The sequence below is a fragment of the Rhizobium sp. L1K21 genome (assembly GCF_024055895.1).
Lineage (GTDB): Bacteria > Pseudomonadota > Alphaproteobacteria > Rhizobiales > Rhizobiaceae > Ensifer_A.
Genome location: NZ_JAMXLE010000001.1, coordinates 1,466,564 through 1,489,439, shown reverse-complemented (window position 1 = coordinate 1,489,439; position 22,876 = coordinate 1,466,564). Strand labels below are relative to the sequence as shown.

The 22,876-nt window shown below is 55.5% G+C and carries 25 protein-coding genes; 6 read left to right on the top strand and 19 right to left on the bottom strand.

All coding sequences use genetic code 11. The annotated features are described in order from the left end of the window. Window positions 1-44: 44 nt before the first annotated feature. From bamA to NHF56_RS07095, 11 genes are all read right to left on the bottom strand, one after another. On the bottom strand, window positions 45-2,366 hold the full coding sequence (gene bamA, locus NHF56_RS07145) for an outer membrane protein assembly factor BamA (RefSeq protein ID WP_252804890.1): 2,322 nt from the start codon (window positions 2,364-2,366) through the stop codon (window positions 45-47). Between the two features lie 193 nt (window positions 2,367-2,559). Next, entirely contained in the window at window positions 2,560-3,693 is a 1,134-nt protein-coding gene (rseP, locus tag NHF56_RS07140) for an RIP metalloprotease RseP (RefSeq protein WP_252802890.1), read from the bottom strand. A gap of 30 nt (window positions 3,694-3,723) precedes the next feature. Continuing rightward, window positions 3,724-4,560, bottom strand: coding sequence for a phosphatidate cytidylyltransferase (locus NHF56_RS07135; protein WP_252802889.1), 837 nt, complete (start codon window positions 4,558-4,560; stop codon window positions 3,724-3,726). Further along, window positions 4,557-5,321 (bottom strand): isoprenyl transferase, encoded by a 765-nt coding sequence (locus NHF56_RS07130; protein WP_256995381.1) that lies wholly within the window; start codon window positions 5,319-5,321, stop codon window positions 4,557-4,559. The genes NHF56_RS07135 and NHF56_RS07130 overlap by 4 nt, the downstream gene beginning before the upstream one ends. 19 nt (window positions 5,322-5,340) lie before the next feature. After that, on the bottom strand, window positions 5,341-5,901 hold the full coding sequence (gene frr / locus NHF56_RS07125; RefSeq protein WP_252802887.1) for a ribosome recycling factor: 561 nt from the start codon (window positions 5,899-5,901) through the stop codon (window positions 5,341-5,343). A 162-nt stretch (window positions 5,902-6,063) separates the two neighbouring features. Then, window positions 6,064-6,786: a UMP kinase gene (gene pyrH / locus NHF56_RS07120; protein ID WP_252802885.1), complete on the bottom strand. Its 723-nt coding sequence runs from the start codon at window positions 6,784-6,786 to the stop codon at window positions 6,064-6,066. Between the two features lie 138 nt (window positions 6,787-6,924). After that, window positions 6,925-7,848, bottom strand: coding sequence for a translation elongation factor Ts (gene tsf / locus NHF56_RS07115; RefSeq protein WP_252802883.1), 924 nt, complete (start codon window positions 7,846-7,848; stop codon window positions 6,925-6,927). Window positions 7,849-8,034: 186 nt separating this feature from the next. Next, the gene (gene rpsB, locus NHF56_RS07110; RefSeq protein ID WP_252802881.1) at window positions 8,035-8,811 is read right to left on the bottom strand and encodes a 30S ribosomal protein S2; all 777 of its coding nucleotides are present in this window, start codon (window positions 8,809-8,811) and stop codon (window positions 8,035-8,037) included. A gap of 161 nt (window positions 8,812-8,972) precedes the next feature. Beyond that, window positions 8,973-9,461, bottom strand: a complete 489-nt coding sequence (locus tag NHF56_RS07105) for a winged helix-turn-helix transcriptional regulator (protein ID WP_252802878.1) — start codon at window positions 9,459-9,461, stop codon at window positions 8,973-8,975. 9 nt (window positions 9,462-9,470) lie between these two features. Beyond that, window positions 9,471-10,802: an SCP2 sterol-binding domain-containing protein gene (locus tag NHF56_RS07100; RefSeq protein WP_252802876.1), complete on the bottom strand. Its 1,332-nt coding sequence runs from the start codon at window positions 10,800-10,802 to the stop codon at window positions 9,471-9,473. Window positions 10,803-10,967: 165 nt separating this feature from the next. Beyond that, the gene (locus NHF56_RS07095) at window positions 10,968-11,798 is read right to left on the bottom strand and encodes a cell envelope integrity EipB family protein (RefSeq protein ID WP_252802874.1); all 831 of its coding nucleotides are present in this window, start codon (window positions 11,796-11,798) and stop codon (window positions 10,968-10,970) included. A 114-nt stretch (window positions 11,799-11,912) separates the two neighbouring features. Between NHF56_RS07095 and NHF56_RS07090 the strand changes: the two genes are divergently transcribed. Genes NHF56_RS07090 through NHF56_RS07075 form a run of 4 tightly spaced genes read left to right on the top strand, consistent with a single transcriptional unit; the run spans window position 11,913 to window position 14,760 of the window. Beyond that, window positions 11,913-12,380 carry a RidA family protein gene (locus NHF56_RS07090; protein ID WP_252802872.1) on the top strand — a complete coding sequence of 156 codons (468 nt, stop codon included), beginning with the start codon at window positions 11,913-11,915 and terminating at the stop codon, window positions 12,378-12,380. Continuing rightward, a complete protein-coding gene (locus NHF56_RS07085) occupies window positions 12,381-13,109 on the top strand; it encodes a glycerophosphodiester phosphodiesterase (protein WP_252802870.1) in 729 nt (242 codons plus the stop codon). It begins immediately after the preceding gene. Further along, on the top strand, window positions 13,106-14,281 hold the full coding sequence (locus NHF56_RS07080) for a GNAT family N-acetyltransferase (protein ID WP_252802868.1): 1,176 nt from the start codon (window positions 13,106-13,108) through the stop codon (window positions 14,279-14,281). The genes NHF56_RS07085 and NHF56_RS07080 overlap by 4 nt, the downstream gene beginning before the upstream one ends. Before the next feature lie 56 nt (window positions 14,282-14,337). Further along, window positions 14,338-14,760, top strand: coding sequence for an HIT family protein (locus tag NHF56_RS07075; RefSeq protein WP_252802866.1), 423 nt, complete (start codon window positions 14,338-14,340; stop codon window positions 14,758-14,760). A 7-nt stretch (window positions 14,761-14,767) separates the two neighbouring features. On the opposite strand, the gene NHF56_RS07070 is transcribed toward NHF56_RS07075, so the two are convergent. The 7 genes from NHF56_RS07070 to cysE form a co-directional block, all read right to left on the bottom strand. Next, a complete protein-coding gene (locus NHF56_RS07070) occupies window positions 14,768-15,106 on the bottom strand; it encodes an AzlD domain-containing protein (RefSeq protein ID WP_373456258.1) in 339 nt (112 codons plus the stop codon). After that, a complete protein-coding gene (locus tag NHF56_RS07065; RefSeq protein ID WP_252802864.1) occupies window positions 15,099-15,785 on the bottom strand; it encodes an AzlC family ABC transporter permease in 687 nt (228 codons plus the stop codon). Before NHF56_RS07065 ends, NHF56_RS07070 begins: the two co-directional genes overlap by 8 nt. Before the next feature lie 60 nt (window positions 15,786-15,845). Beyond that, window positions 15,846-18,290: an ATP-dependent Clp protease ATP-binding subunit ClpA gene (gene clpA, locus NHF56_RS07060; RefSeq protein WP_252802862.1), complete on the bottom strand. Its 2,445-nt coding sequence runs from the start codon at window positions 18,288-18,290 to the stop codon at window positions 15,846-15,848. A gap of 9 nt (window positions 18,291-18,299) precedes the next feature. After that, window positions 18,300-18,653 (bottom strand): ATP-dependent Clp protease adapter ClpS, encoded by a 354-nt coding sequence (gene clpS / locus NHF56_RS07055; protein WP_373456289.1) that lies wholly within the window; start codon window positions 18,651-18,653, stop codon window positions 18,300-18,302. A 280-nt stretch (window positions 18,654-18,933) separates the two neighbouring features. Then, entirely contained in the window at window positions 18,934-19,281 is a 348-nt protein-coding gene (locus tag NHF56_RS07050; RefSeq protein WP_252802860.1) for a phasin family protein, read from the bottom strand. 186 nt (window positions 19,282-19,467) lie between these two features. Then, on the bottom strand, window positions 19,468-19,671 hold the full coding sequence (locus NHF56_RS07045; protein ID WP_252802858.1) for a DUF3126 family protein: 204 nt from the start codon (window positions 19,669-19,671) through the stop codon (window positions 19,468-19,470). A 109-nt stretch (window positions 19,672-19,780) separates the two neighbouring features. Next, window positions 19,781-20,602, bottom strand: coding sequence for a serine O-acetyltransferase (cysE, locus tag NHF56_RS07040; protein ID WP_252802856.1), 822 nt, complete (start codon window positions 20,600-20,602; stop codon window positions 19,781-19,783). 75 nt (window positions 20,603-20,677) lie between these two features. Between cysE and NHF56_RS07035 the strand changes: the two genes are divergently transcribed. After that, window positions 20,678-21,478 carry an enoyl-CoA hydratase-related protein gene (locus tag NHF56_RS07035; protein ID WP_252802854.1) on the top strand — a complete coding sequence of 267 codons (801 nt, stop codon included), beginning with the start codon at window positions 20,678-20,680 and terminating at the stop codon, window positions 21,476-21,478. Here NHF56_RS07035 and NHF56_RS07030 read toward each other — a convergent pair. Next, a complete protein-coding gene (locus NHF56_RS07030) occupies window positions 21,465-22,250 on the bottom strand; it encodes an alpha/beta fold hydrolase (protein ID WP_252802853.1) in 786 nt (261 codons plus the stop codon). The two genes, NHF56_RS07035 and NHF56_RS07030, sit on opposite strands and share 14 nt — an antisense overlap. 230 nt (window positions 22,251-22,480) lie before the next feature. Here NHF56_RS07030 and NHF56_RS07025 point away from each other — a divergent pair, with 230 nt between their 5' ends. Then, the gene (locus NHF56_RS07025; protein ID WP_252802851.1) at window positions 22,481-22,852 is read left to right on the top strand and encodes a helix-turn-helix domain-containing protein; all 372 of its coding nucleotides are present in this window, start codon (window positions 22,481-22,483) and stop codon (window positions 22,850-22,852) included. Window positions 22,853-22,876 lie beyond the last annotated feature (24 nt).

The window sequence follows — 22,876 nt, the reverse complement described above, 5'->3', positions numbered from 1 at the left end:
GTGAAATGGCCTGAGTCCCACCAGGAACTCAGGCCGATCCTTAATCAGAAATTCGTCTGAATGCCGAATTTGAAGCGCTGGATCTGGTCATGCGGCTGCTTCATAACCGGGAATGCATAGTCGAAGCGCAACGGACCGAAAGGTGAAGCCCAGATCAAGCTGGCACCGACAGAGGCACGAAGCGAGGACGAGATGCCGTTTGCCGTTGCGCCGCTCAGGTTCACATCATTGCCAAACAAGGTACCTGCATCAGCAAAGACGCCACCACGCAAACCGATTTCAGGTGAAATACCCGGCAGCGGGAACGTTGCTTCAGCCGACACTGTGAAGTAGGTCGTGCCGCCCAGCGTATCGCCGTTCGAAAGACGCGGACCAACACCATAGGTGTCAAAGCCGCGAATTTCATTCGAACCCATGCGGAACTGGTCATAAACATTGACCGAGTTTTTCAGCGATACAAGATGACCGGCGCTACCAGCCAATGAAGCAACAATATCAGCCTCATCGGACAGCGTATAGAAATAGCGGGCGCGACCATAGATCTTGTAATAGTGGGAATCGCCGCCCAGACCGGCAATTTCCTGGGTCAGGCTGGCCACCAGGCCTTCATGCGGATTGACCTGATCGTCAAGCGAATTATAGGAAATCGTGTTCGAAATCGCCGAACGCATCCAGGGGCTGCCATTGACAACATTCTGGTAAGGCGCAGAAAGCGCTGTCAGATTGCTGCTGGTATATTTCAGCTTGTCATAGGTATATTTGAACGTCGTGGAAAGGTCTTCCGTAATCGGCGCGGTCACACGCAGCGCAAAGCCCTGATTTTCATATGTGTAGTTCGGCTGCGTCGAGTCACGGTTGAGGTAGATGTCGAAGCCTGCCGCCAGACGATAACCGAGGAAATAAGGTTCCGTGAAGGAGACATTATAGGTTCTCGTCAAACGACCGCCACCGGCCGAAACACGAATGAACTGCCCGCGACCGAGGAAGTTTTTCTCTTCGATCGAAGCTTCAAGAATAATGCCTTCGCCACCGGTCGCATAACCACCGCCAATACCGAAGTTACCCGTGGACTGGTCTTCAACATCAACAATCACGACAACGCGATCGGGCTCGGACCCCGGTGCCGTCGAAATATTGACGGATGAGAAGAAGCCCAGGCGCTCCAGGCGGCGCTTGGCCGACGCGATCATTTCCTGGTTGAAGGCATCACCTTCCGCAAAGTCGAATTCGCGACGGATCACATAGTCACGCGTACGCGTGTTGCCACGGATTTCAATGCGCTCCACATAGGCGCGCTCGCCCTGGTCAACGAGGTATTCAACGCCAATCGTGTTATTTGCAAAGTCACGGTCACCGCGCGGCGTTACGCGAACAAAGGGATAACCCGCAGCTGCAACCTTTTTCGAAATAGCCGACATGGACTTTTCGACGTCTTCGGCGCTGTAGCGGTCGCCCGAACGCGTATCGACAAGCTTCTGCAGCTCTTCTGAGCTGACACCATCCACTGTCGAGACCACGTCAACATTGCCAAACTGGTAACGCTCACCCTCATCAACCGTAATGTTGATCGTATATTCGTTGGTCGCCTCATCCAGAACGGCGTCGGCAGAAACAATACGGAAGTCGGCATAACCGCGGTTGTAATAGAACCGGCGCAGCAGCTCTTCATCGGCGTTGAGCTTGGCTTCGCTGTAAACGTCGCGGCGTGTCAGGAACGAGAGGAAGTTCGATTCCTTCGTCTGGATCACCGACTGCAGACGCGAGTCGCTATAAGCATTATTGCCAATGAAATTGATGTGCGTGATCTTGGTACGGCCACCTTCGTTAATCACGAAAGCCAGGTTCGTACGTCCCTCACCGACCGCATAGGTCTGGGTCGTCACCGTCACGTCGGAACGACCGATCGCAGCATAAGCTTCCTTGATCGACTGAATATCGGACTCAATCAGGCTCTGGCTGTAAGGACCGAGTGCACGTGTGCGCACGATTGCGGCCAGCTTATCGTCCTTGATCTTGCGGTTGCCGTTGAAAACGACCTGGTTGACCAGCTTGTTTTCAGAAACATTGACCACCAGCGTGCTGCCCGAAACATTGATTCGGACATCTGAAAAGAACCCGGTCGAGTAGAGGCGGCGCACCGATTCGTCGATATCGGCATTGCTGAAACTCTTGCCGGGCGCAATTGTCAGGTTATCCCTGACGGCATCTGCACCGACACGGTTTGCGCCGCGAACGCTGATACTGCGAATGACGGCGGCCTCTGCAACAGTTGCCGAAGCAAGCAGCACGCCCGTACCCGAGGCTACAACTCCCGCGGACAAGGCCACTGCCGACACCGCACTCAGGAACTTAGAACCAGCCTTCATATTCATTCTTACCTTTTAATTCATTTCCCCGAGCCCAAGGGACCCGACTCTGGTCTGTTGGACTTTTTACCCGCTTTTCCTATACAAGCAAGGCAGTTCGTTAAATTCTGTTTACTTCGTTTCAAACAGTGGCTCAATCGCCACTATCGAATTGAGTTATAGTAAATAAATAGCTGATACAGCCGTTTGACGATCAACTCAACAGACGCGCTATATCGTTCCAGGTTGCAAACACCATAAGCGACAGCACCATTGCAAGCCCTATTTTGAACGCAACCTCCTGCGTTGTCTCCCCAACCGGTTTTCCCCGGATTGCCTCCACAGCGTAAAACACCAGATGGCCGCCATCCAGAACCGGAACGGGCATAAGATTCAACAGCCCAACAGACACCGATAGCACTGCGGCAAGTTGAAGCAAGGCAACAAAGCCGAGGCTCGCCATCTCGCCTGACGCCTGGGCCACACGCACAGGCCCGCCGAGCTGATCGGCTTTCATCCTGCCGGTCACCAGGTTGGCCAGGTAGTCAAAGGTCCCGGTCACGATATGCCAGCACTGAACAACACCCTCTTTCAGCGCTGCGGCCGGACCCAATGTCACGATGCGTGAATTTCCGCTTTCCTGATCGGTCATGATGCCGAAGACGCCAATTTCCATCTTGTTGCCAAAACGATCTTCGACTTCGGTTGCCCGCGGCGTCACCGGAATTACCAGCGTTTCCGCATCGCGCTTCAGGCCAACGGCAATTTCAATACCGGGACGCACAGCCACATAGCGCTGAATGTCAGCAAAGGTCGCCACCGGCTCCCCGTCAAGCGAGACAATCGTGTCGCCAGGGCGTATATCGGCAGATTGCGCCGCACTGCCAGCCTTCACATCCGCCACTACGGGATCTGTCACCGGTTTTCCGAAGATGAAGAACATGGTCGCAAAAATACAGATCGCCAGCACGAAATTGGCAAATGGTCCTGCAGCCACGGCCACCGCACGTTTCCAAAGCTTTGCACCATGAAAACTCTGCCCGCGCTCCCGCTCGCTCATCTGCTCCATAGCTGTCATATCAGGCTTGCTGGAAGCATCTTCGTCACCGAAAAACTTCACATAGCCGCCAAGCGGAATGGCGGATATCTTCCATCGCGTGCCATGTCGGTCATTAAATCCGATCAGTTCCGGGCCAAAACCGAGTGAAAAGGTCAATATCCTGATGCCGCACCAGCGGCCCGCGAGATAGTGACCCATCTCGTGAACGAACACGATCAGCGACAGCACGATGATGAACGGCAGGATATAGCCGCCCAGAAAGCCCCAAATGGCTGCTAAACTTTCCATTGTCTCTCCTTGAGCTGCCACTGCATTCGCTCAACCCATGTCCAGAAAGAGCCCACCCAGGGACGTAATATCGCCCTGCCCGACGAGTAGCTGCACGATCGCAAATAAAAATGCCCCGAAGCTTGCAAAAACGAGACCGTCAACCCTGTCCATAACGCCCCCGTGGCCAGGAATCAACTTGCTGGAATCTTTGACGCCGAAACGGCGTTTGATATGGCTCTCGAATAAATCGCCGATCTGCGAGAATACCGATAGAAAAAAACTGACAACAAGCAGCGCCAGACTTGGCTGACGAAAGAAAACCATAACCACCAGGGCCGACAGAAAAACACCTGCGATGGTGCCGCCAACGGCACCCGACCAGGTCTTGCCAGGTGAAATTCTCGGTGCAAGCTTCGGACCGCCGATTGCACGACCGACAAAGTAAGCCGCGATATCGGTCCCCCAGACCACTGCAAAGAGAAAGATGATGGCAACAAGCCCGGCCAAATCGCTCCCCCGGATATAGGCAAGGCTAAGCCCGCTCAAGCCCGCATAAGCGATACCAGCTGGCCACCAGAACGACGCCTTCTGAAAGACTGCAATGATTGCCGAAAGCAAAACTGCGGCGAACAGAAACGCCAGACTATAGGAGACATCCTGCGTCAGGCACGATAGCGCCAGCACGGCCATGAGGACCCACCCGAGCGCGTAACCGCGCAAGTTGGAACTGACAACGCAGGTAATCGTACACCATTCGTAATAAACGAGCAGCGCGATCACTTGCGCCAAAAGGGCGAAGTAAAACCCGCCCATCCAGGCTCCGGCAAGAACAACAATCGCCAGAAATACCGCAGAGATGATCCGAAGGCGCAGTTCCTCGCTCATGAGTTTGAGCCTACGGCAATATCGACCGATTCGACACCACCAAATCGCCGTTCTCTACGGCTGTATTCTTCAAGCGCAGCCTGAAAAAGGTTGCGATCGAAATCCGGCCACAGGTCGTCAATGAAGACAAACTCCGAATAAGCCGCCTGCCAGAGCAGGAAATTGGACAGCCGCGATTCGCCGCTTGTCCTGATAATCAACTCGGGATCTGGAATATCGCAGGTGTCTATGTTTTCGCTCAAAATTGCTTCGGTAATTGCCTCAGGCGCAATTTCTCCCTTGGCCACGCGACGAGCGATCTTTTGCATTCCCCGCACGATCTCGTCGCGCGCGCCGTAGTTGAATGCAATCACCAGAACGAGTCCGCCATTATTGCGGGTGGTTTCCTCAGCCTCTTCCAGAAGACCAAGAATATCATTCTTGAGCCCCTCACGCGCACCGATGATGCGAATGCGCACATCCGCCGAATGCAACTCGGCAAGATCCTTGCGGATAAAGAGCTTCAAAAGCCCCATCAGATCGCTGACCTCTTCCTGCGGGCGGCGCCAGTTCTCGGAAGAAAAGGCGTACAAGGTCAGATATTCGACACCGAAAGCGCGAGCACTCTTGACCGCGTCGCGAACGGCTTCCACGCCCTTGCGATGCCCAAAGCCACGCGGCATGCCGCGCGCGGCAGCCCATCTCCCGTTGCCATCCATAATGATTGCAACGTGACGCGGTGTCTTGATTGGCGCGTCTTCGCCCATAATCGGTCCTGACATGTTTGAGGCTTCACAAAGCTCAAACCTGCATGATTTCTTTCTCTTTGTCAGCCAGCAGCTTGTCGATTTCTACAATCATCTCGTCGGTCAGCTTCTGAATCTTGTCGGACAGAGCGCGGCTTTCATCCTGGCTGATGTCGCCATCCTTCTCGGCCTTTTTCAACCCATCCATGCCATCGCGACGAACGTGACGAACGGCAACCTTGCCCTTTTCGGCATAATCATGCGCCACCTTCACAAGCGAACGGCGACGCTCTTCATTGAGTTCCGGAAGCGGAATACGAAGCGTCTGGCCATCAACGATCGGATTGAGGCCAAGATTGGATTCGCGAATGCCGCGCTCCACCGCGCCAACCATCGATTTGTCCCAGACCGAGACGGACAGCATGCGCGGTTCCGGCACAGTAATGTTGCCCACCTGGTTCAAAGGCACCTTGGAGCCATAGGCATCCACCATGACGGGATCGAGAATATTGGCCGAGGCACGACCCGTGCGCAAAGAGGCAATATCATTTTTAAACGCGTTGATCGCGCCATCCATACGGCGTTTCAGATCGTTCAGATCCTTAGGATCGCTCATGTAAAAACTCCCATCGTCATTCTCATGCCCGGTCTCAATGCAAAAAAACCGGGCGGTAGCAACTTTTGAAGTCGTTGACCAACCCAAAAGCCCCTTCATTCATTGTTTCTCAGTGCCGCTCTGCCGTTGCTTTATACGTTTGACGGCACCAATTTGGCAAATTCAATCGTCTTTCACGATCGTCTTGAACCCGCCACCGGTCATGATCGCGCCAAAACCACCCTTTTCATGGATGGAAAACACGATAATCGGGATGTGATTTTCGCGAGCAAGAGCAACAGCGGCCACGTCCATGACCGCAAGTCCTTTTTCAAGAACCTCGCTATGCGTCAGCTCTTCGAACCGTGTTGCATCTGGAACCTTCTTCGGGTCGGCTGAATAGATGCCATCGACCTGTGTACCCTTGAAAATTGCCTCGGCCCCCATTTCGGCCGCGCGCAAGGCAGCAGCAGAATCGGTTGTGAAGAACGGATTGCCGGTGCCGCCGGCAAAAATCACAACGCGTCCAAGCGACAGATGGTAAAGTGTGGCACGCTGCGAAAAGCTCTCGCACAATTCAGGCATGGCAATGGCCGAGAGCACCACAGTCTCGATGTTGAGCTTGCGCAGTGAGGTCGCCAGCGCCAGTGCATTGATCACAGTGGCGAGCATGCCCATATGGTCGCCGGTCACCCGGTCGCCACCCTTTGAGGCAACGGCCACCCCGCGGAAGATGTTGCCGCCGCCGACGACGACGCCGACTTCCACGCCCATCGCATGCACTTCAGCAATATCGGAGGCGATCCTGTCGGCCACATTCACATCGATGCCGAACCCCTGCTCTCCCATGAGCGCTTCGCCAGAGGCCTTGAGAAGAACGCGTTTATAGACAGGTTGAGGTGCCATGGTTTCTCCAGAAGACGTATGAGATTGCGTTTCAATGCGCAGATGACGGGAACAATCGTTCAGGTAAAGCCCCGATACACGAAGGGCGCCGCGTTGTCACCCGGCGCCCTCCAAATTTCCTCAATGAAAAGTAAGCGATTAGCCCTTTGCGGCAGCAGCCACTTCAGCTGCGAAATCGCTCTCTTCCTTCTCAACGCCTTCACCAACCAGAAGACGGGCAAAGCCAACGATCTCCACTGGAGCGCCAACGTCCTTTTCTGCTTCCTTGGCAGCAGCAGCAACGGTCAGGTCAGGGTTGATGACAAAAGCCTGCGAGAGAAGTGCAACTTCTTCGAAGAACTTGCGCATGCGGCCTTCAACCATCTTTTCGATAATGTTGTCAGGCTTGCCAGACTCACGAGCCTGTTCGATGAAGATTGAACGTTCACGCTCTGCAGCAACCTGATCGACATCTTCCGGCTTGACAGCCAGCGGGCTCGTCGCCGCCACATGCATGGCAACCTGACGACCGAATGCATTGAGCGCGTCCTTGTTACCGGAAGACTTCAGCGCAACGAGAACACCAAGCTTGCCGAGGCCATCTGCAACGCCATTGTGGATATAGGAAGCCACAACGCCTTCATCGACCGACAGGCCTGCAGAGCGACGCAGGGTCAGGTTTTCACCGATCGTACCGATTGCATCCTTGATCGTATCAGCGACCGACTTGCCGGTTGCCGGGTAGTTGGCAGCAGCAACGGCATCAACGGAGCCGTCCGTGCCAAGAGCGACAGAGGCAATACCGCTGACGAGTTTCTGAAACTCATCATTACGGGCAACGAAGTCGGTTTCGGAGTTGATCTCGACAACAACAGCCTTGTTGCCGTCGGCAGCAACACCAACGAGACCTTCAGCAGCCGTACGGCCAGCCTTCTTGTCAGCCTTGGAAATGCCCTTGGCGCGCAGCCAGTCAACAGCAGCTTCCATGTTGCCGTCGGTTTCGGCAAGCGCCTTTTTGCAGTCCATCATGCCTGCGCCGGACAGTTCGCGCAGTTCCTTCACCATTGCAGCAGTAATGCTCATAATCGCCTCTTTTAGTCAGAGCGGCGTCTGAGGGATTTCCTCGCGCCATTTCAATAATTGCCGGTATTGCCGGTTTGAACGACAGCTATGTGACAGTTCTTGCCGGGTCCCGGTCTAAAATCGAAGCCGCCTTGCGTTCCTCACGCCGGCGGCCCCAATTCATTCCTTCAAATGAAGGGCCTTTAATCAGGCTTCCGCGGCAGTTTCGCCTTCAGCCAGAGCCGGTTCGACCGGAGCTTCAGCCGAAGCACCAATGTCACGGCCAGCAGCGCCCTGCTGACGTGCAATGCCGTCAATGGCAGCACGCGCAATCAGGTCGCAATAAAGCGCAATCGCACGCGAGGCATCGTCATTGCCCGGGATCGGGTAATCGACAACGTCCGGGTCGCAATTGGAGTCAATCACGGCAACAACCGGAATGCCGAGACGCTTGGCTTCGTCGATGGCGATCTTTTCCTTGTTGGTGTCGATGATGAACATCAGGTCCGGTGTGCCGCCCATGTCGCGGATACCGCCAAGTGCGCGGTCAAGCTTTTCACGCTCGCGCTCAAGGTTCAGACGCTCTTTCTTGGTGAAGCCCTGGGCTTCGCCGGCCAGCAGCTCGTCGAGCTTGCGCAGACGCTGGATCGAGTTGGAGATCGTCTTCCAGTTGGTCATCATGCCGCCGAGCCAACGTGCGTTCACGTAGTACTGGGCAGAGCGCTTGGCAGCGTCAGCGATGATTTCAGAAGCCTGACGCTTCGTACCAACGAAGAGAACGCGACCGCCGTTAGCAACGGTGTCGGAGACAACCTTCAACGCCTGATCCAGAAGCGGAACAGTCTGGCCGAGGTCGATGATGTGAACGTTGTTACGGTCACCGAAAATGTACGGTTTCATTTTCGGGTTCCAGCGGTGAGTCTGGTGACCAAAGTGTACGCCTGCTTCAAGCAGCTGGCGCATGGAAAATTCTGGCAATGCCATGCTTTTAATCCTTTCCGGTTGAACCTCCGTGGGGGCATGAACGCTTGTCGCGCACCGGTGGAACAGTCGGATTTCTCCCCGAACAATCCCGAACCCTCACGTGTGGAATGGCGTCCGCATATACCGGGCATACGAAAATTGCAATAGCGATGCCCGCTTTTTCAGCGTCTGCCGCCCAATCTGAACTGCATGGCTGCGTCTGCTCCGGGGCCCGCCTTGGCCCTGACCGTATTTTCTCTGACGCGCTCGCCGGTTTGCGTGTCGACAAGTGCAAGCTTCACCGCGCGTTCCGTTTTCTCGTCAACCAGCAAAAGCGGCGTATCATCAGCGCCATGCGCATTCCATCGGTCACCCCATTCGCGAAGCGCTGTGACAACCATCCAGAAGTCGCGGCCCTTGGCCGTCAAGATGTACTCGTCCCGCGGCGGACGGCTCTGATACTGCCGTCGCTCTACCATTCCAGAGGCTTCAAGATCCTTGAGCCGTGTCGCCAGTGTTTGCGCCGGTATGCCCATGGAGGTCTGGAATTCATCGTAACGGGAAAGCCCGAGCATCATGTCACGCAGGATCAGAAAACCCCACCGGTCGCCCACTGCCTCAATGGCACCGGCCACAGAGCAATTCATACCCGCAAACGTCTTTGCTCTCACAATAAACTCCTAACCGGGGAAACAGCGCCCGAAAGCCCTGAACAGGGTCATGCTCCCCTTGACCCTGATCTTACGCAATACAATTGCGTTGATCATCTTATACTCGCGATTGACGATATCGAGCCAGGTCTTTGCATCCGCAAAAACCCGAACATCCGCCTCTCCCACGTGCCCCTGCGAAACCTGAAGCTTCTGGTCGGCAATTCTCACCGTAACCTCAATCGTTTCCTGCCCGTCAAAGGTCCAGTGGAAAACCGCATCGAGACCTTTGGAGCGGCCAGTCTGAAACGCAAGCGGCATCTGGGCAATAAACGCTTTTACCGAGCCAACGGCAACATGCCGACGAACCCTCTTGATCTCCTTGTGCGGAAAACGCTTGCGGGCAAATTCTTCCGCGTCCGATCCCGGGAGAACAAAAAGCGTCTCTTCCTTTTTCTGCAGCGGTTTGACCACCTTGTTCAAATATTCGGCCTTGTCTTCCAGATAGGGATTGATGACATCTTCACCAGCGGGACACACTGCAAGACAGTAGGCTGCCTTGTAGCCGGGCTTGAAGGAGAGAGACTGCCACATGGAAGCCGTTTCACCATCGGATATGCGCTTTCTGAAGCCTTTCATGTCTTTCGAAACGACCGCCGCCTCGACAAAATCATTGAAGTTGCCCAAAAACTCCCTGTAATTATGCGTAAAACAGCTCATGAAGTCGAAACTTCCATTCGGCTTCAATGCCCCTACGGGACAAGCAGCAACGCACAACTTGCATTCGAGACAGGGATTATAATCCACCGGCTGATCGTAACTGTCGGCTTCCACACCGATCAACACGGTGTCAAGCAGGATGAAACTGCCGAAAACCGGATGAATGACGCTTCGATGCAGCCCCATATGCCCGAGGCCGGCTTCCACGGCAATTGGCTTGTGGGCAACCGTCCAGGTCCTGCCCGGCAATTGTGCCTCCATCGGAAAAGCGGCAACGGCATTGCACGCGGGAATTCCCATATCGCTTAACTCACGCACAATAGCACGGGCAATATCGTTGATTTCATCGTAGACAGCGTGAAACTCCTGATTGGCGACCGAACGCACCACCGAGCGGACCGGCTCACGGTTCATGCGACCACAAATCGCCAACAGTGTTTTGGTTTCGGAGAAAACACTGCGAATGTGCCCAATTTCCGACTTCAGCGATGGTCGCCCGATATCCACCAATCCGGCATCGTCGGCTCCATGTTTGCGGGCAATCTCTTTCAGCATCTGCGCAGAAACCGGTGATTGCGGTTTGACCTCTCCTGGCGGCCTGGCCTTGAGCTTCTTCACAGTCGGATGTTCATCAAGCTGCATATGCGCCTCCATTAACTCTTGTTATTAGAGTTACCGGATTCAAACACCGAACACAACAAAAAACCAGCCTCGCTCATCAGAGCAAAGACTGGTTGAATTCTCAGAGGGCTCCTGACGCGTGCGCAGGACCGATCAACAGTGTATGATTTCTTCCAAATGCATGAACTACTTACACTTCGGCTGTTCGAGCATATCCAACTCAGCCAACTGACCCGTCAAAACAAAATCGCCGTAATCGAGTGTCAGATCGCGGCTAATACCGTTCTCGTACAGGTCGAATGACATGCGGTAGATCGGCAATTCGTCATCACCAGCGGGCTCATCACTGAAATACGCGATGCTGACCGGCCAGTAATTCTGCCCTTGAAGCGGCTTGGCGGCCTCTTCATCACCCACGTCCAGTTTGCGCGAGTTTTCCTTCCCGATGACAGCCGTTGCAAAGAGTGTCTTGTCGCCGCTCTCCGAACCGTCAAAAATCCGCGTCTGGAAAAAGCGGTCGCCACGTTTGGCATGCGCGACCACATCCAGCATGTGCTCGGTGGGAAAGCGGCTGCTGTCCAACTCCACTTCGCGCGGCTCATCGCCTTCCAGCGTCACATCAACGGCCCCGTTGTCGTGCTTGGCTTCACCGCTGACTGTCTGGTTCAGGCTCTCACCCGTATAAGACTGCGTGGCAAACTTGAACGTTCCCTTCTCCATGTCCTCAAACGTCTCTGTCCGCTGGTCGTTTATGCGCTGATCACCTTCCATGCTGACTGCGGTGACAAAACGAAATGTCGACTTGTACCCGGTGCAGGCGGAGCCGGAAAACTCATAGACCATGCGGCCATACATACCGTCGATGCCGGACCGTTCAGATGCCGATGCGAGTTCGAGATCGTAGACAGCCCGATGCGCGGCCAGCCCGGTGGCAGAAGCGGGCAAAGCGAGCGATGCCGCGCCGGAAAAAACGGACACGCCAATGAACAACAAACTTGCTTCGCGGGTGCGAAACATGCACTTCCTCCTGTTGCTGGCTGCAGCAATTTGTATCAAAGTCGGCGAAGCAATGCGCCGTATCGTCTCGTGCATGCCGCATTTTTGAATAAATTACAATAAACCGGAGTTCCAATGTCTGCCGAAATCGCTTCCAGGCTCGAAAAGCTTGGCATCACCCTGCCCGAAGCTGCAACACCTGCCGCCAACTACGTCTCCTTCAAGATATCCGGCAATGTGCTTCACATCTCCGGGCAGCTTCCGATGGAAAACGGTGCACTTGCAGCAACCGGCCTCGTCGGATCAGATGTCGATCTTGAGACGGCAAAGCGTGCTGCAGAACTTTGCGCGATCAACATCCTCTCCCAGGCCAAAGCCGCTCTTGACGGAGACCTCGGGCGCATCAAACAGGTCATCAAGATCAACGGCTTCGTCGCCACGGCACCCGGCTTCACCAGCCAGCATCTCGTCATCAACGGCGCATCCGACATGCTTGTGGCCATTCTGGGCGAAGCCGGCAAGCATGCCCGCGCTGCAGTCGGCATGGCCGCCCTTCCGCTCAATGCCGCCGTCGAAATCGATGCCATCATGGAAATTGCCTGAATGTCATCCTGCCCCTGGCTGACAGCCCAACCGATCGCCCATCGCGGCTACCATGATATGAACAGCAAGGTCTGGGAGAATACACTCTCGGCCTTTTCCCGCGCCATCGACGCCGGTTTCGCCATCGAATGTGATTTGCAATATGCCGCAGACGGTGTCCCCGTCGTCTTTCACGACGAAGACCTGCAGCGGCTATGCAATATCGCCGGCAGAACACGCGACAAGACCTCCGGCGAACTGGCCCTTCTATCCGTAGGCGGCACGAAAGACCGCGTCCCCACGCTCAAGCAGATGCTTCAGCTCGTCAATGGCCGCGTGCCCCTGGTCATCGAGCTCAAGGACGGCGGCGAGGATGACGAGGGTTTTGCAGCCAGCGTTCTCGACACGCTCGACGGCTATGAAGGCGACGTCGCCCTCATGAGCTTCAAGAGCGACTTCCTGCGGGAATTTCGCGAGCTCGGCTGCGAACGCCCCATTGGCCTCACTGCTGAAGGTGGGCGAGCGGAAACCTGGGAACCGCATTTCGCCACACTCGACATCGGTTTCGATTTCATTTCCTACCAGGCCATGCATCTGCCAAATCCATTCATCGATGAGGCGCGTAAAAGAGGCATAGCCGTCATCACCTGGACCGTGCGCGATGCACTCGCGCGGCAAAAAACGAAAGAATTTGCAGACCAGATGACCTTCGAAGGTTTTGACCCGAGAACTCTGGATAAGGAAGAATGACACAAGACGTCCGAATCAAGACGGTCTCATCCATCAGCGATATTCCCGTCGATGATTGGAACACGTTATCCGGTGCGAAAAAGGAGGGCGGCAGTAAGTATAATCCCTTTCTGTCACATGCCTTCCTCTCCGCGCTGGAAGATTCGCTTTCCGTCACGCCACGCGCTGGCTGGCAAAGTCACCACATGGCGATCGAAAGTGAATCAGGAAAGCTTCTAGCCGCCATGCCGCTTTACGCGAAGGGCCACAGCCAGGGCGAATATGTGTTCGATCACGCCTGGGCCGATGCATTTCAACGCGCCGGTGGCAACTATTACCCGAAGCTATTGAGCGCCATTCCTTTCACCCCAGCCACCGGCCAGAGGCTCCTCGTGGCGGAAGGTGAACAGGCCCTGCCGCTTAAATCCGCACTTGCAGCCGGGCTGAAGGAAGAAACCGAGCGGCTTGGCCTGTCCTCTGCCCATATCAATTTCCTTGTCGCAGATGACGTGCCGATCCTGGAGGAAGAAGGCTATCTCCATCGCATCGATCAGCAATTCCACTTCGTCAATGAAGGTTATGCCGACCACGAGGCCTTCCTCGAAACGCTGGCATCGCGCAAACGCAAGGCGCTGCGCAAGGAGCGTCGCGCAGCGCTCGAAAACGGCATCACAATCGATTGGCTCACCGGCAGCGACCTGACCGAAGACATCTGGGATCAGTTTTTCACCTTCTACATGGACACCGGCAGCCGCAAATGGGGCCGCCCCTATCTCACGCGCGCATTCTACTCGATGATCGGCGTGCGCATGGCCGACGACATTCTGCTGGTCATGGCCAGGCGCGATGGCCGCTATATCGCAGGTGCGATCAATTTCATCGGGTCCGACACCCTTTTCGGCCGCCATTGGGGCTGCATCGAAGATCACCCGTTTTTGCATTTTGAAGTGTGTTATCATCAGGCGATCGATTTCGCCCTCGCCCATAAACTCAAGACCGTCGAGGCCGGCGCACAGGGCGAACACAAGCTGGCGCGCGGTTATCTTCCCGTGACCACCCACTCAATGCATTATTTCACGCATCCCGGCCTGCACAATGCCGTTGCAGATTATCTTCAGCAGGAACGCGACGCCGTCTCCGCCGATGGTGAATATCTGCGCGAACACAGCCCTTTCAGGAAAATCGAGACTTGAACCAGGCGGTTAGAACCGCCAATTCAGAATACAACCGAAAATTCAGGGAGAACCCGATGACCGCCGCCTATGACGACAGCAATATTTTCGCAAAAATTCTCCGCGACGAAATCCCGTCCGTGCGCGTTTATGAAGATGAAAACTGCATCGCTTTCATGGATGTTATGCCGCAAACGGCCGGCCACACGCTCATCGTGCCCCGCGCGCCCTCGCGTAATCTCCTCGACGCCGATCCAAACGTGCTGTCAAAGGTAATCCCCGTCGTGCAGAAAATCGCACAGGCTGCAATGAAGGCCTTCAACGCTGACGGCATTCAGCTTCGTCAGTTCAATGAAGCCCCATCGGGGCAGACGGTCTATCATCTCCATTTCCATATCATCCCGGTTTACGCAGGCGTGGAATTCCAGATGCATGCCGCCAAGATGGAAGATATGGATATCCTCAAAGCCAATGCCGAAAAGCTGAAAGCAGCCCTTTGAGCCCCACTCAAAAGCCGCTGAAATAAAGCCCGGCTGACAAAACGGCAAGCGCAGCGAGAATGCCGAGGATCATGCGCTTGCCAGTGGCCAGGAAAACGGCAAAGCCGACACCGGCAGCCCCGACACGCAACACCACCGCAGACGCGGCCAGAACACCGCTTGGATAAATGATCTGTTTGGCGATGACGCCTGCAACCAGCGCTGTGGCGGTCGCCTTTACCCAGATGAAAAGCTCGGAATTTTCATCCAGCCTGCGTCCGGCTAGAACACCCATCCAACGCCACATGTCCGTGGCAAGAGCGCCTGCGACCAGAATAAAGACATACGGCCACAACCATTCACTCACCGGTCACCTCCCGCCGGCGCAGAACCAGATCGATCGCATAGGCCCCCGTGCCAGCAACAAGCCCGACCGCGAGAATATCGAAGTCCGGCAGCATCAAATGAAACACCGGCGTCAGCAATATCCCGCCTCCCAGAGCCAGATGAATGACACGGCTTGATGACGAGCCCCACAGGGATGTGAGGAAATAGATCGGCGTCAGAAAGTAAAGCGTTCCGGCAAGGATCGGCGGCAGAGTGGAAACGATGCCGTAAAGAAAAAACACGATCAGTGTATTGACCGACGTCAGCGTAAGCCCGAGCCCGGCAAAATAGGCCGTCCGGCATTCTCTGGGGATCGCCTTGATGCGCTGAAGCGTGAACACCCAGGCCGTGATGGCCACGAAATGGGAAAGAAAGAACAAAGTCACCGCGCGGGTGCGGCTCGTTTTGATTTCGGGAACCAGTGCCGCAACCATGGGCGCCAGACGCACAGACGCCAGGCAGACAATGATGAACGTCGTGAGCAACCCGGCACTTGACTGCATGGCACTCACAAGCACCATCTGGGACGGCAAGGCCCAGACGATGGCGGTCATAAACACCGCCTCTCCACGCTCCAGCCCACTCTCATGCGCCAATGCGGTAAACCCGACAAAGGCCATCATGAGAATGAAAGCTGGCAGCGAGAATAGGCCTCGCATTCCTTGAAAGAACCACGCGCGCTGACTTAACTGCGCCCCTTCCCCAAAGGCCATCTCGGCTTATGACTTTTTGGGGCCGGTCTTCGGCACAGAGCGCCGCTTCTTGGGTTCCGGCTTGCTCTCCGCATTCACTGTTTCCTCAGCCTTGTCGCTTTTCTTACGACGTGGCTTCGGCTCGGCTTCCACTTCAAGCTGTGGTGCAACGGGCGTTCCGTCCGGGAAATATTCCAGCAGCAACTCGTCTGCCGTATCGCTGGCGGAAACACGAACAACGCCGCCCTTACGAAGCTTGCCGAAGAGAATCTCGTCAGCGATCTTCTTCTTGATGTTTTCCTGAACGACACGTCCCAGCGGTCGTGCACCCATCTTTTCGTCGTAGCCTTTACGCGCCAGCCAATCGACAGCGTCGGGCTGCAGTTCGAACGTGACGTTACGCTCTGAAAGCTGCGCTTCCAGTTGCATGACGAACTTCTGGACCACCTGATGAATGACCTCCGGTGGCAGCGATGCAAACTTGATTGTTGCGTCCAGACGGTTGCGGAACTCCGGCGTGAAGAGACGGTTCAATGCCTCTTCGTCCTCACCAGTCCGCTTGGACGAGCCAAACCCGATGGCGGGCTTGGCCATATCGGCAGCACCTGCATTCGTCGTCATGATCAGGATGACATTGCGGAAGTCGATCTTCTTGCCGTTATGGTCGGTCAGCGAACCGTGGTCCATAACCTGCAGCAAAATGTTGTAGATATCCGGATGCGCTTTTTCGATTTCATCAAGCAGCAAGACGCAATGCGGATGCTGATCCACGCCATCGGTCAAGAGACCGCCCTGGTCGAAGCCCACATAGCCGGGAGGTGCACCAAGCAGACGCGAAACCGTATGGCGCTCCATATATTCCGACATGTCGAAACGAAGCAGTTCCACGCCCAATGACGACGCAAGCTGCTTGGCAACTTCTGTCTTGCCCACACCGGTGGGACCCGCGAACACGTAGCAGCCGATCGGCTTATTGGGTTCACGCAGACCAGCGCGCGCCAGCTTGATGGCTGACGAGAGCGCGTCGATCGCCTCGTTCTGACCGTAAACGACCGAACGCAGTTCCTTCTCGAGATTGGCCAGCACGGCCTCGTCGCTCTTGGAGACGGACTTCGGCGGAATACGCGCCATTGTGGCAATCGTCGCCTCGATCTCTTTCTCACCGATCGTCTTGCGCCGACGCGATGCAGGCACCAGCATTTGCGCAGCGCCCGCCTCGTCAATCACGTCGATCGCCTTATCGGGAAGCTTCCGGTCAGAAATATAGCGCGCGGACAACTCAACGGCCGCCTTGATCGCATCATTTGTATATTTCAGGTGGTGATAGTCCTCGAAGTAAGGCTTCAGCCCCTTCATGATCGCAATAGCATCGTCGATGCTTGGCTCATTGACATCAATCTTCTGGAAGCGACGCACCAGCGCGCGGTCCTTCTCGAAGAACTGGCGATATTCCTTGTAAGTCGTTGAACCAATGCAACGAATTGAACCGGAAGAAAGCGCGGGCTTGAGAAGGTTGGACGCATCCATCGCCCCGCCCGAGGTCGCACCGGCACCGATCACGGTGTGGATTTCATCGATGAAAAGCACAGCACCCGGAAACTCTTCGAGCTCCTTGACGACCTGCTTCAGCCGCTCCTCAAAGTCGCCGCGATAGCGCGTACCGGCCAGCAGCGTTCCCATGTCGAGCGAGAAGATCGTTGCGTCCTGAAGCGCTTCCGGCACCTTGCCTTCGACAATGCGCTTGGCAAGACCTTCGGCAATAGCCGTCTTGCCAACGCCTGGATCACCCACATAGAGCGGATTGTTCTTCGAGCGGCGGCAGAGAATCTGAATCGTGCGGTTCACCTCGCTGTGCCGGCCAATCAACGGGTCGATCTTGCCGGTCTTGGCCTTTTCGTTGAGGTTGACGCAATAAGCTTTCAGCGCTTCCTGCTTCTTCTTGGGCTCGGCTTCTTCGTGCTCGTTATTGGCGGAATCGGGCGCCTGCTCATTTTCTTCCGCACCACGCGGCGGGCGCATTTCATTGCTGCCCGGGCGCTTCCCGATGCCATGGGAGATATAGTTGACCGCGTCATAGCGCGTCATCTCCTGCTCCTGCAGGAAGAAAGCGGCATGGCTCTCACGTTCGGCAAAGATGGCAACAAGCACATTCGCACCCGTAACCTCTTCACGACCCGAAGACTGCACATGAATGACAGCGCGCTGGATAACACGCTGGAAACCCGCAGTCGGCTTTGAATCTTCGTCATATCCGGTGATCAGGCTGGCAAGTTCGGTATCGACATATTCAGTCACTGTCTTGCGCAACGTGTCCAGATCGACGCTGCACGCCCCCATCACCGCCGAGGCATCGACGTCATCAATCAGCGCCAGAAGCAGGTGCTCGAGCGTTGCATATTCGTGGTGGCGCTCATTGGCATATGTCAGTGCCTGATGAAGCGCTTTTTCCAGGCTCGGAGAAAATGTCGGCACGATGAAACCTCACTTCTTTTCCATAACGCATTGCAGGGGATGCTGATGCTGACGCGAAAATTCCATCACCTGTGAAACCTTCGTCTCGGCAACCTCATAGGTAAATACGCCGCATTCGCCCACACCGTGATTGTGGACGTGCAGCATGATGCGCGTTGCGGCCTCACGATCCTTCTGGAAAAAGCGTTCCAGGATATGGATAACAAACTCCATCGGCGTGTAATCGTCGTTCAACAGGAGTACACGGTAAAGGCTCGGACGCTTGGCTTTCGGCTTTGTCCGGGTAATGACCGACGTCCCGCGACCGGGCGTATTGCCCTCCGCGCCGTCGTCATCCTGCATCAGAAACGGCAGTGCCGTCATATTCTCATTCACTCCGTATCTCCGGATGGAACCGCATTTGCGCATTGTCATCCCTATTTAGGTATTCGAAGCAGTATTTTAAGCCCTTCATTCATGGCCGCAATGAGAAATCTTGTCTTCCAGCCTCTATTTTTTTGCAAAGGAACACCAAATTGCTGCGGACAATAGCATATCAGACAAGCTTAGAGCCGGGGCGAAATCAAGACCATCTCCACGCCGAAATAAAAAGAGCCGGCCCCCGAAGAGCCGGCTCCAAAATTTCAGCGGAAAGAAGTCGCGATCAGGCAGCTTCCTGCGCTGTTTCCTTCACCTGCGTGACGGCCGTCTCATAAGGCTTGTAGGCGTCCTTGGCGAGGTCGGTGTACATTTCGGTCATCTTGGTGGACTGGGCGACGAACTTTTCAAAAGCAGTTTTCACATAGGCGGACTGCAGTTCGAAAGCTTCCTCAATGCTCTTGGCACCGGCAAGCTTTTCAAAATGCGCGACGCCGTCTTCAAACGACTTTTTCGTGTAGTCGGTTGCTTCGGTGGCAATTTCCTGAAGCGATTTGGTCATGCCGGCATAGTTTTTCAGCGCAGCATCGATAGCTTCTTTACCCTTCAGATTCGCTTCTTCAAAATTGAACATGGCACTCATCCTGTGGTTGGTAACGTTGCCAACAGATTTATGTGCAATGCACAATAAAGTCAACCCCTTTGTGCATCGCAACCAACAGATCACAAGGAACTAAGACGCTGAAAATAGAAGCGAATTTTCAAATCGTAGCGAAGATTAACGAGTATTAATGTTGCTGCCAATTATGAGGTACGAACCTCAAAGGTCGATATCCAGAATGGCCATCGAGAAATTGTAGGAAACTTCGCCATCCTCATCATCGCGAAAGACAACGCCGAGAAATTCATCGTCCAGATAGACCTCAGCAGAGTCATCTTTACGCGGGCGCGCCTTGACGACGATCTGCGGATTGAAAGTGCGCTTCAAATAGGCTTCGAGCTTACGAACCTCTTCCGGTTTCACGGGCAAATCTCCATTCAAATCATTTGGAATGGCGCGCTTCTCGCACGGTCTGGAAGGACCTGTAAACCCCAAATGCCATCATTCACAGAAACCGCGGTGCGCCTGTTACTCATTCTTCGTTGAGGAGGTGGTTCATCGAACGTGACGGCTCCGCACAGCCGGCCGTGCCGACCACGCGCGCCGGCACACCGGCCACAGTGGAACTTTCAGGCACATCCTTCAAGACGACGGAGCCGGCTGCAATGCGTGAGCAACATCCGATCTTGATATTGCCGAGAACCTTGGCACCCGCGCCGATCAAAACCCCATCGCCGATCTTGGGATGACGGTCGCCCGATTCCTTGCCCGTACCACCGAGTGTAACCCCCTGCAGAATGGACACATTGTCACCGACCGTCGCCGTTGCACCGACAACCAGTCCGGTCGCATGATCAAGAAAGAAGCCGCGGCCGATCGGTGCAGCCGGTGCAATATCGGTCTGGAAGACGCTGGAGGAGCGGCTTTGCAGATAAAGCGCAAAATCTTTGCGGCCCTTCTTCCAGAGCCAGTGCGCCAACCGGTGTGTCTGGACGGCGTGGAAGCCCTTGAAATAGAGAACCGGCTCGATGTAGCGCGTCGCCGCCGGATCGCGATCGTAGACAGCCTGTATATCAACACGCAGGATCTCGGACCATTCAGGCCAGTCGGCGAGCATTTCGTTGAAGGTCTGGCGCAGCAGCACCGCCTGAATATCGGGGTGATCAAGCCGCTCACAGATACGATAGATCACGCAGTCCTCAAGCGAGGCGGTATTTAAAACCGTGGAATACATGAAAGCCGCCAGAACAGGATCGGCAGCAGCGGTTGCCGCAGCTTCCTGACGCAAATGATGCCATATGGGATCAACAGCCTCCAGGCGATTATCCGCGCGTTTATCGCTTGAGATAGACATGGCAGCTCCTTCTTGCTGTATCCGAGCGCGCAATATAAGGCATCAATCGGGAAACTTAAATGGGTGCAGATAACAATGTCGTCAACGCAAAGCTTCGCCGATGGTGCGATTGAAGCAGTCTACGACACTTTCGTCGGCAATGTGCTCTTAAACAGGCCTGAGCGTAAAAACGCCGTTAACGCGGCCATGTGGTCGGCACTACCGGATGTCCTAAACTGGCTTCTCGGCCAAAACGCGCGCGTCATCCTCCTCTCAGGAGCTGGCGGCAAAGACTTCAGCGCGGGCGCAGACATTGTCGAATTCGACACCCATCGCAAGGATGCAGAAACATCCGCCGCCTACGAAAAACTGAACAGCCGCGCCTTTGCCGCCATCCGCAACTGCCCCGTACCTGTCATCGCGGTCATTCGTGGCTTCTGCTTCGGCGGAGGCTTCGGGCTCGCAGCTGCAGCCGACATTCGCATTGCCGATACAAGCGCCCGTTTTGCCGTTCCTGCGGCGCGCCTTGGTCTGGCCTATCCTGTGGACGCCATGGGCGACATTGTTGCCGCGCTCGGGCCGCAGCTTGCCAAGGTCGCGCTTTTCACCACCAGAGAGTTCACTGCTGCAGAACTGGCAGATGCTGGCGCTCTGCTTCCGTTGGTCGAACCTCACGACCTCGACACGGAAGCAACCGCCCTCGCCCAGCGCATCGCCTACAATGCGCCATTGTCTGTCCGCGCATCGAAGACGGCCATCAACGCGGTCGTCGCCGATGATCCGGCCCTGATGAAACTGGCGCAAAGACAGGGCGACGAGACCTATTCAAGTCGCGACTATGCAGAAGGACGCGCAGCCTTCAAGGACCGTCGCAAACCCCATTTCACCGGCCAGTGACACTTTCCAGAAATTCCAGTGCGCCCTTCTTGAATACGCGGTCACCCACGGCAAGCATGTGATCGCGTCCGGGGATATCAAGCGCGATCGCGCGCGGCATCAACGCAGCCAACTCCTGGGCGGAACCCGCGATATCGTCCTCGGTCCCAACACCAATCAGGGTTGGAATATCGATCTTGGCGGCCTGTTCGGCGCTCACCAGGTCGCGCGATGTACGAATGCAAGCGGCGAGCGCTAGGCGGTCGCTTCTGGTCTTGTCTGCAAAGGCACGGAACATGCGGCCACGCTCGTGAACAACATCATCAAGCGAACCTGCGAGCAGAGCGTCTGCAATCGGATCCCAGTCGCCAACGCCGGTGATCATGCCAATACCGAGACCGCCCAGGATGAGTGATTGGATGCGATGCGGTTCTGCAATGGCTGCAAAGGTCGAAATCCGCGCCCCCATGGAATAGCCCATCAGATGCGCCGCGCCGATGCCCAGATGGTCCAGCAGCGCAATCGCATCCGCCGCCATCAAAGGGACGTGGTAAGCCTCTGGTTCATGCGGCTTGTCGCTCTGCCCATGCCCGCGATTGTCGATGGCAATCACCCGGTAGCCGGCATCACCCAGCGTTTTCAGCCAACCGGGTTGAACCCAGTTGACCAGAGCGCTCGATGCAAAACCGTGAACCAGCAAAATGGCCTCGCCCGACGGATCGCCCTCAGCGAAATAGGCGAGTTTCAATCCGTCGTGATGGAAGAATGAAAATTCCGGCTGACCTGCTGTCATGTTCTCGTCCCGTTTTTTTGTTCGACTTGCGTGCTGCAACTATAAAATTGTCAATTCGGAGTCTATGTCACGCCGAGAACTTTGCCATATCGCTGCCTTTTTTCGGCTTCGGGCTGGCCACATATGCAGCCGTTGCCTATATATCAGTCGTCGACGGTGGCTCAGACGGCTGCCGTTCCCCAATTGCCAACTGCATCCCAAAATGGCAGGTAACAAGAAAGGAATATGCGATGAACAGCACAAATGTGCTTCACCAGCAGAACTCTGACGGCGATACGATCGGCGGCAGAATATCCCGAGCCCGCGATGCAGCAGGTCTCACCATAACCGACATTTCAAATCAGGCAGGCGTGCGCAAGGAAACGGTAGCCCAGTGGGAACGTGACCGCTCCGAGCCGCGTGCCAACAAGCTTGTCATGCTTGCCGGCATCTTGGGCGTTTCACCCACCTGGCTGATGACCGGCCTTGGCGAGGGTCCGACAGAATACGCGCCTGATAGCAACGCCCGCGCTGCACTGCAAATCGCCGAGATCAAGCGCCTCCAGGGCGAGCTTTCAAACGCCATCGTCGCGCTCGAACGGCAGCTTGTAAAGGCTGAATAAAATCAGACATTTTCTGCCGGAAAC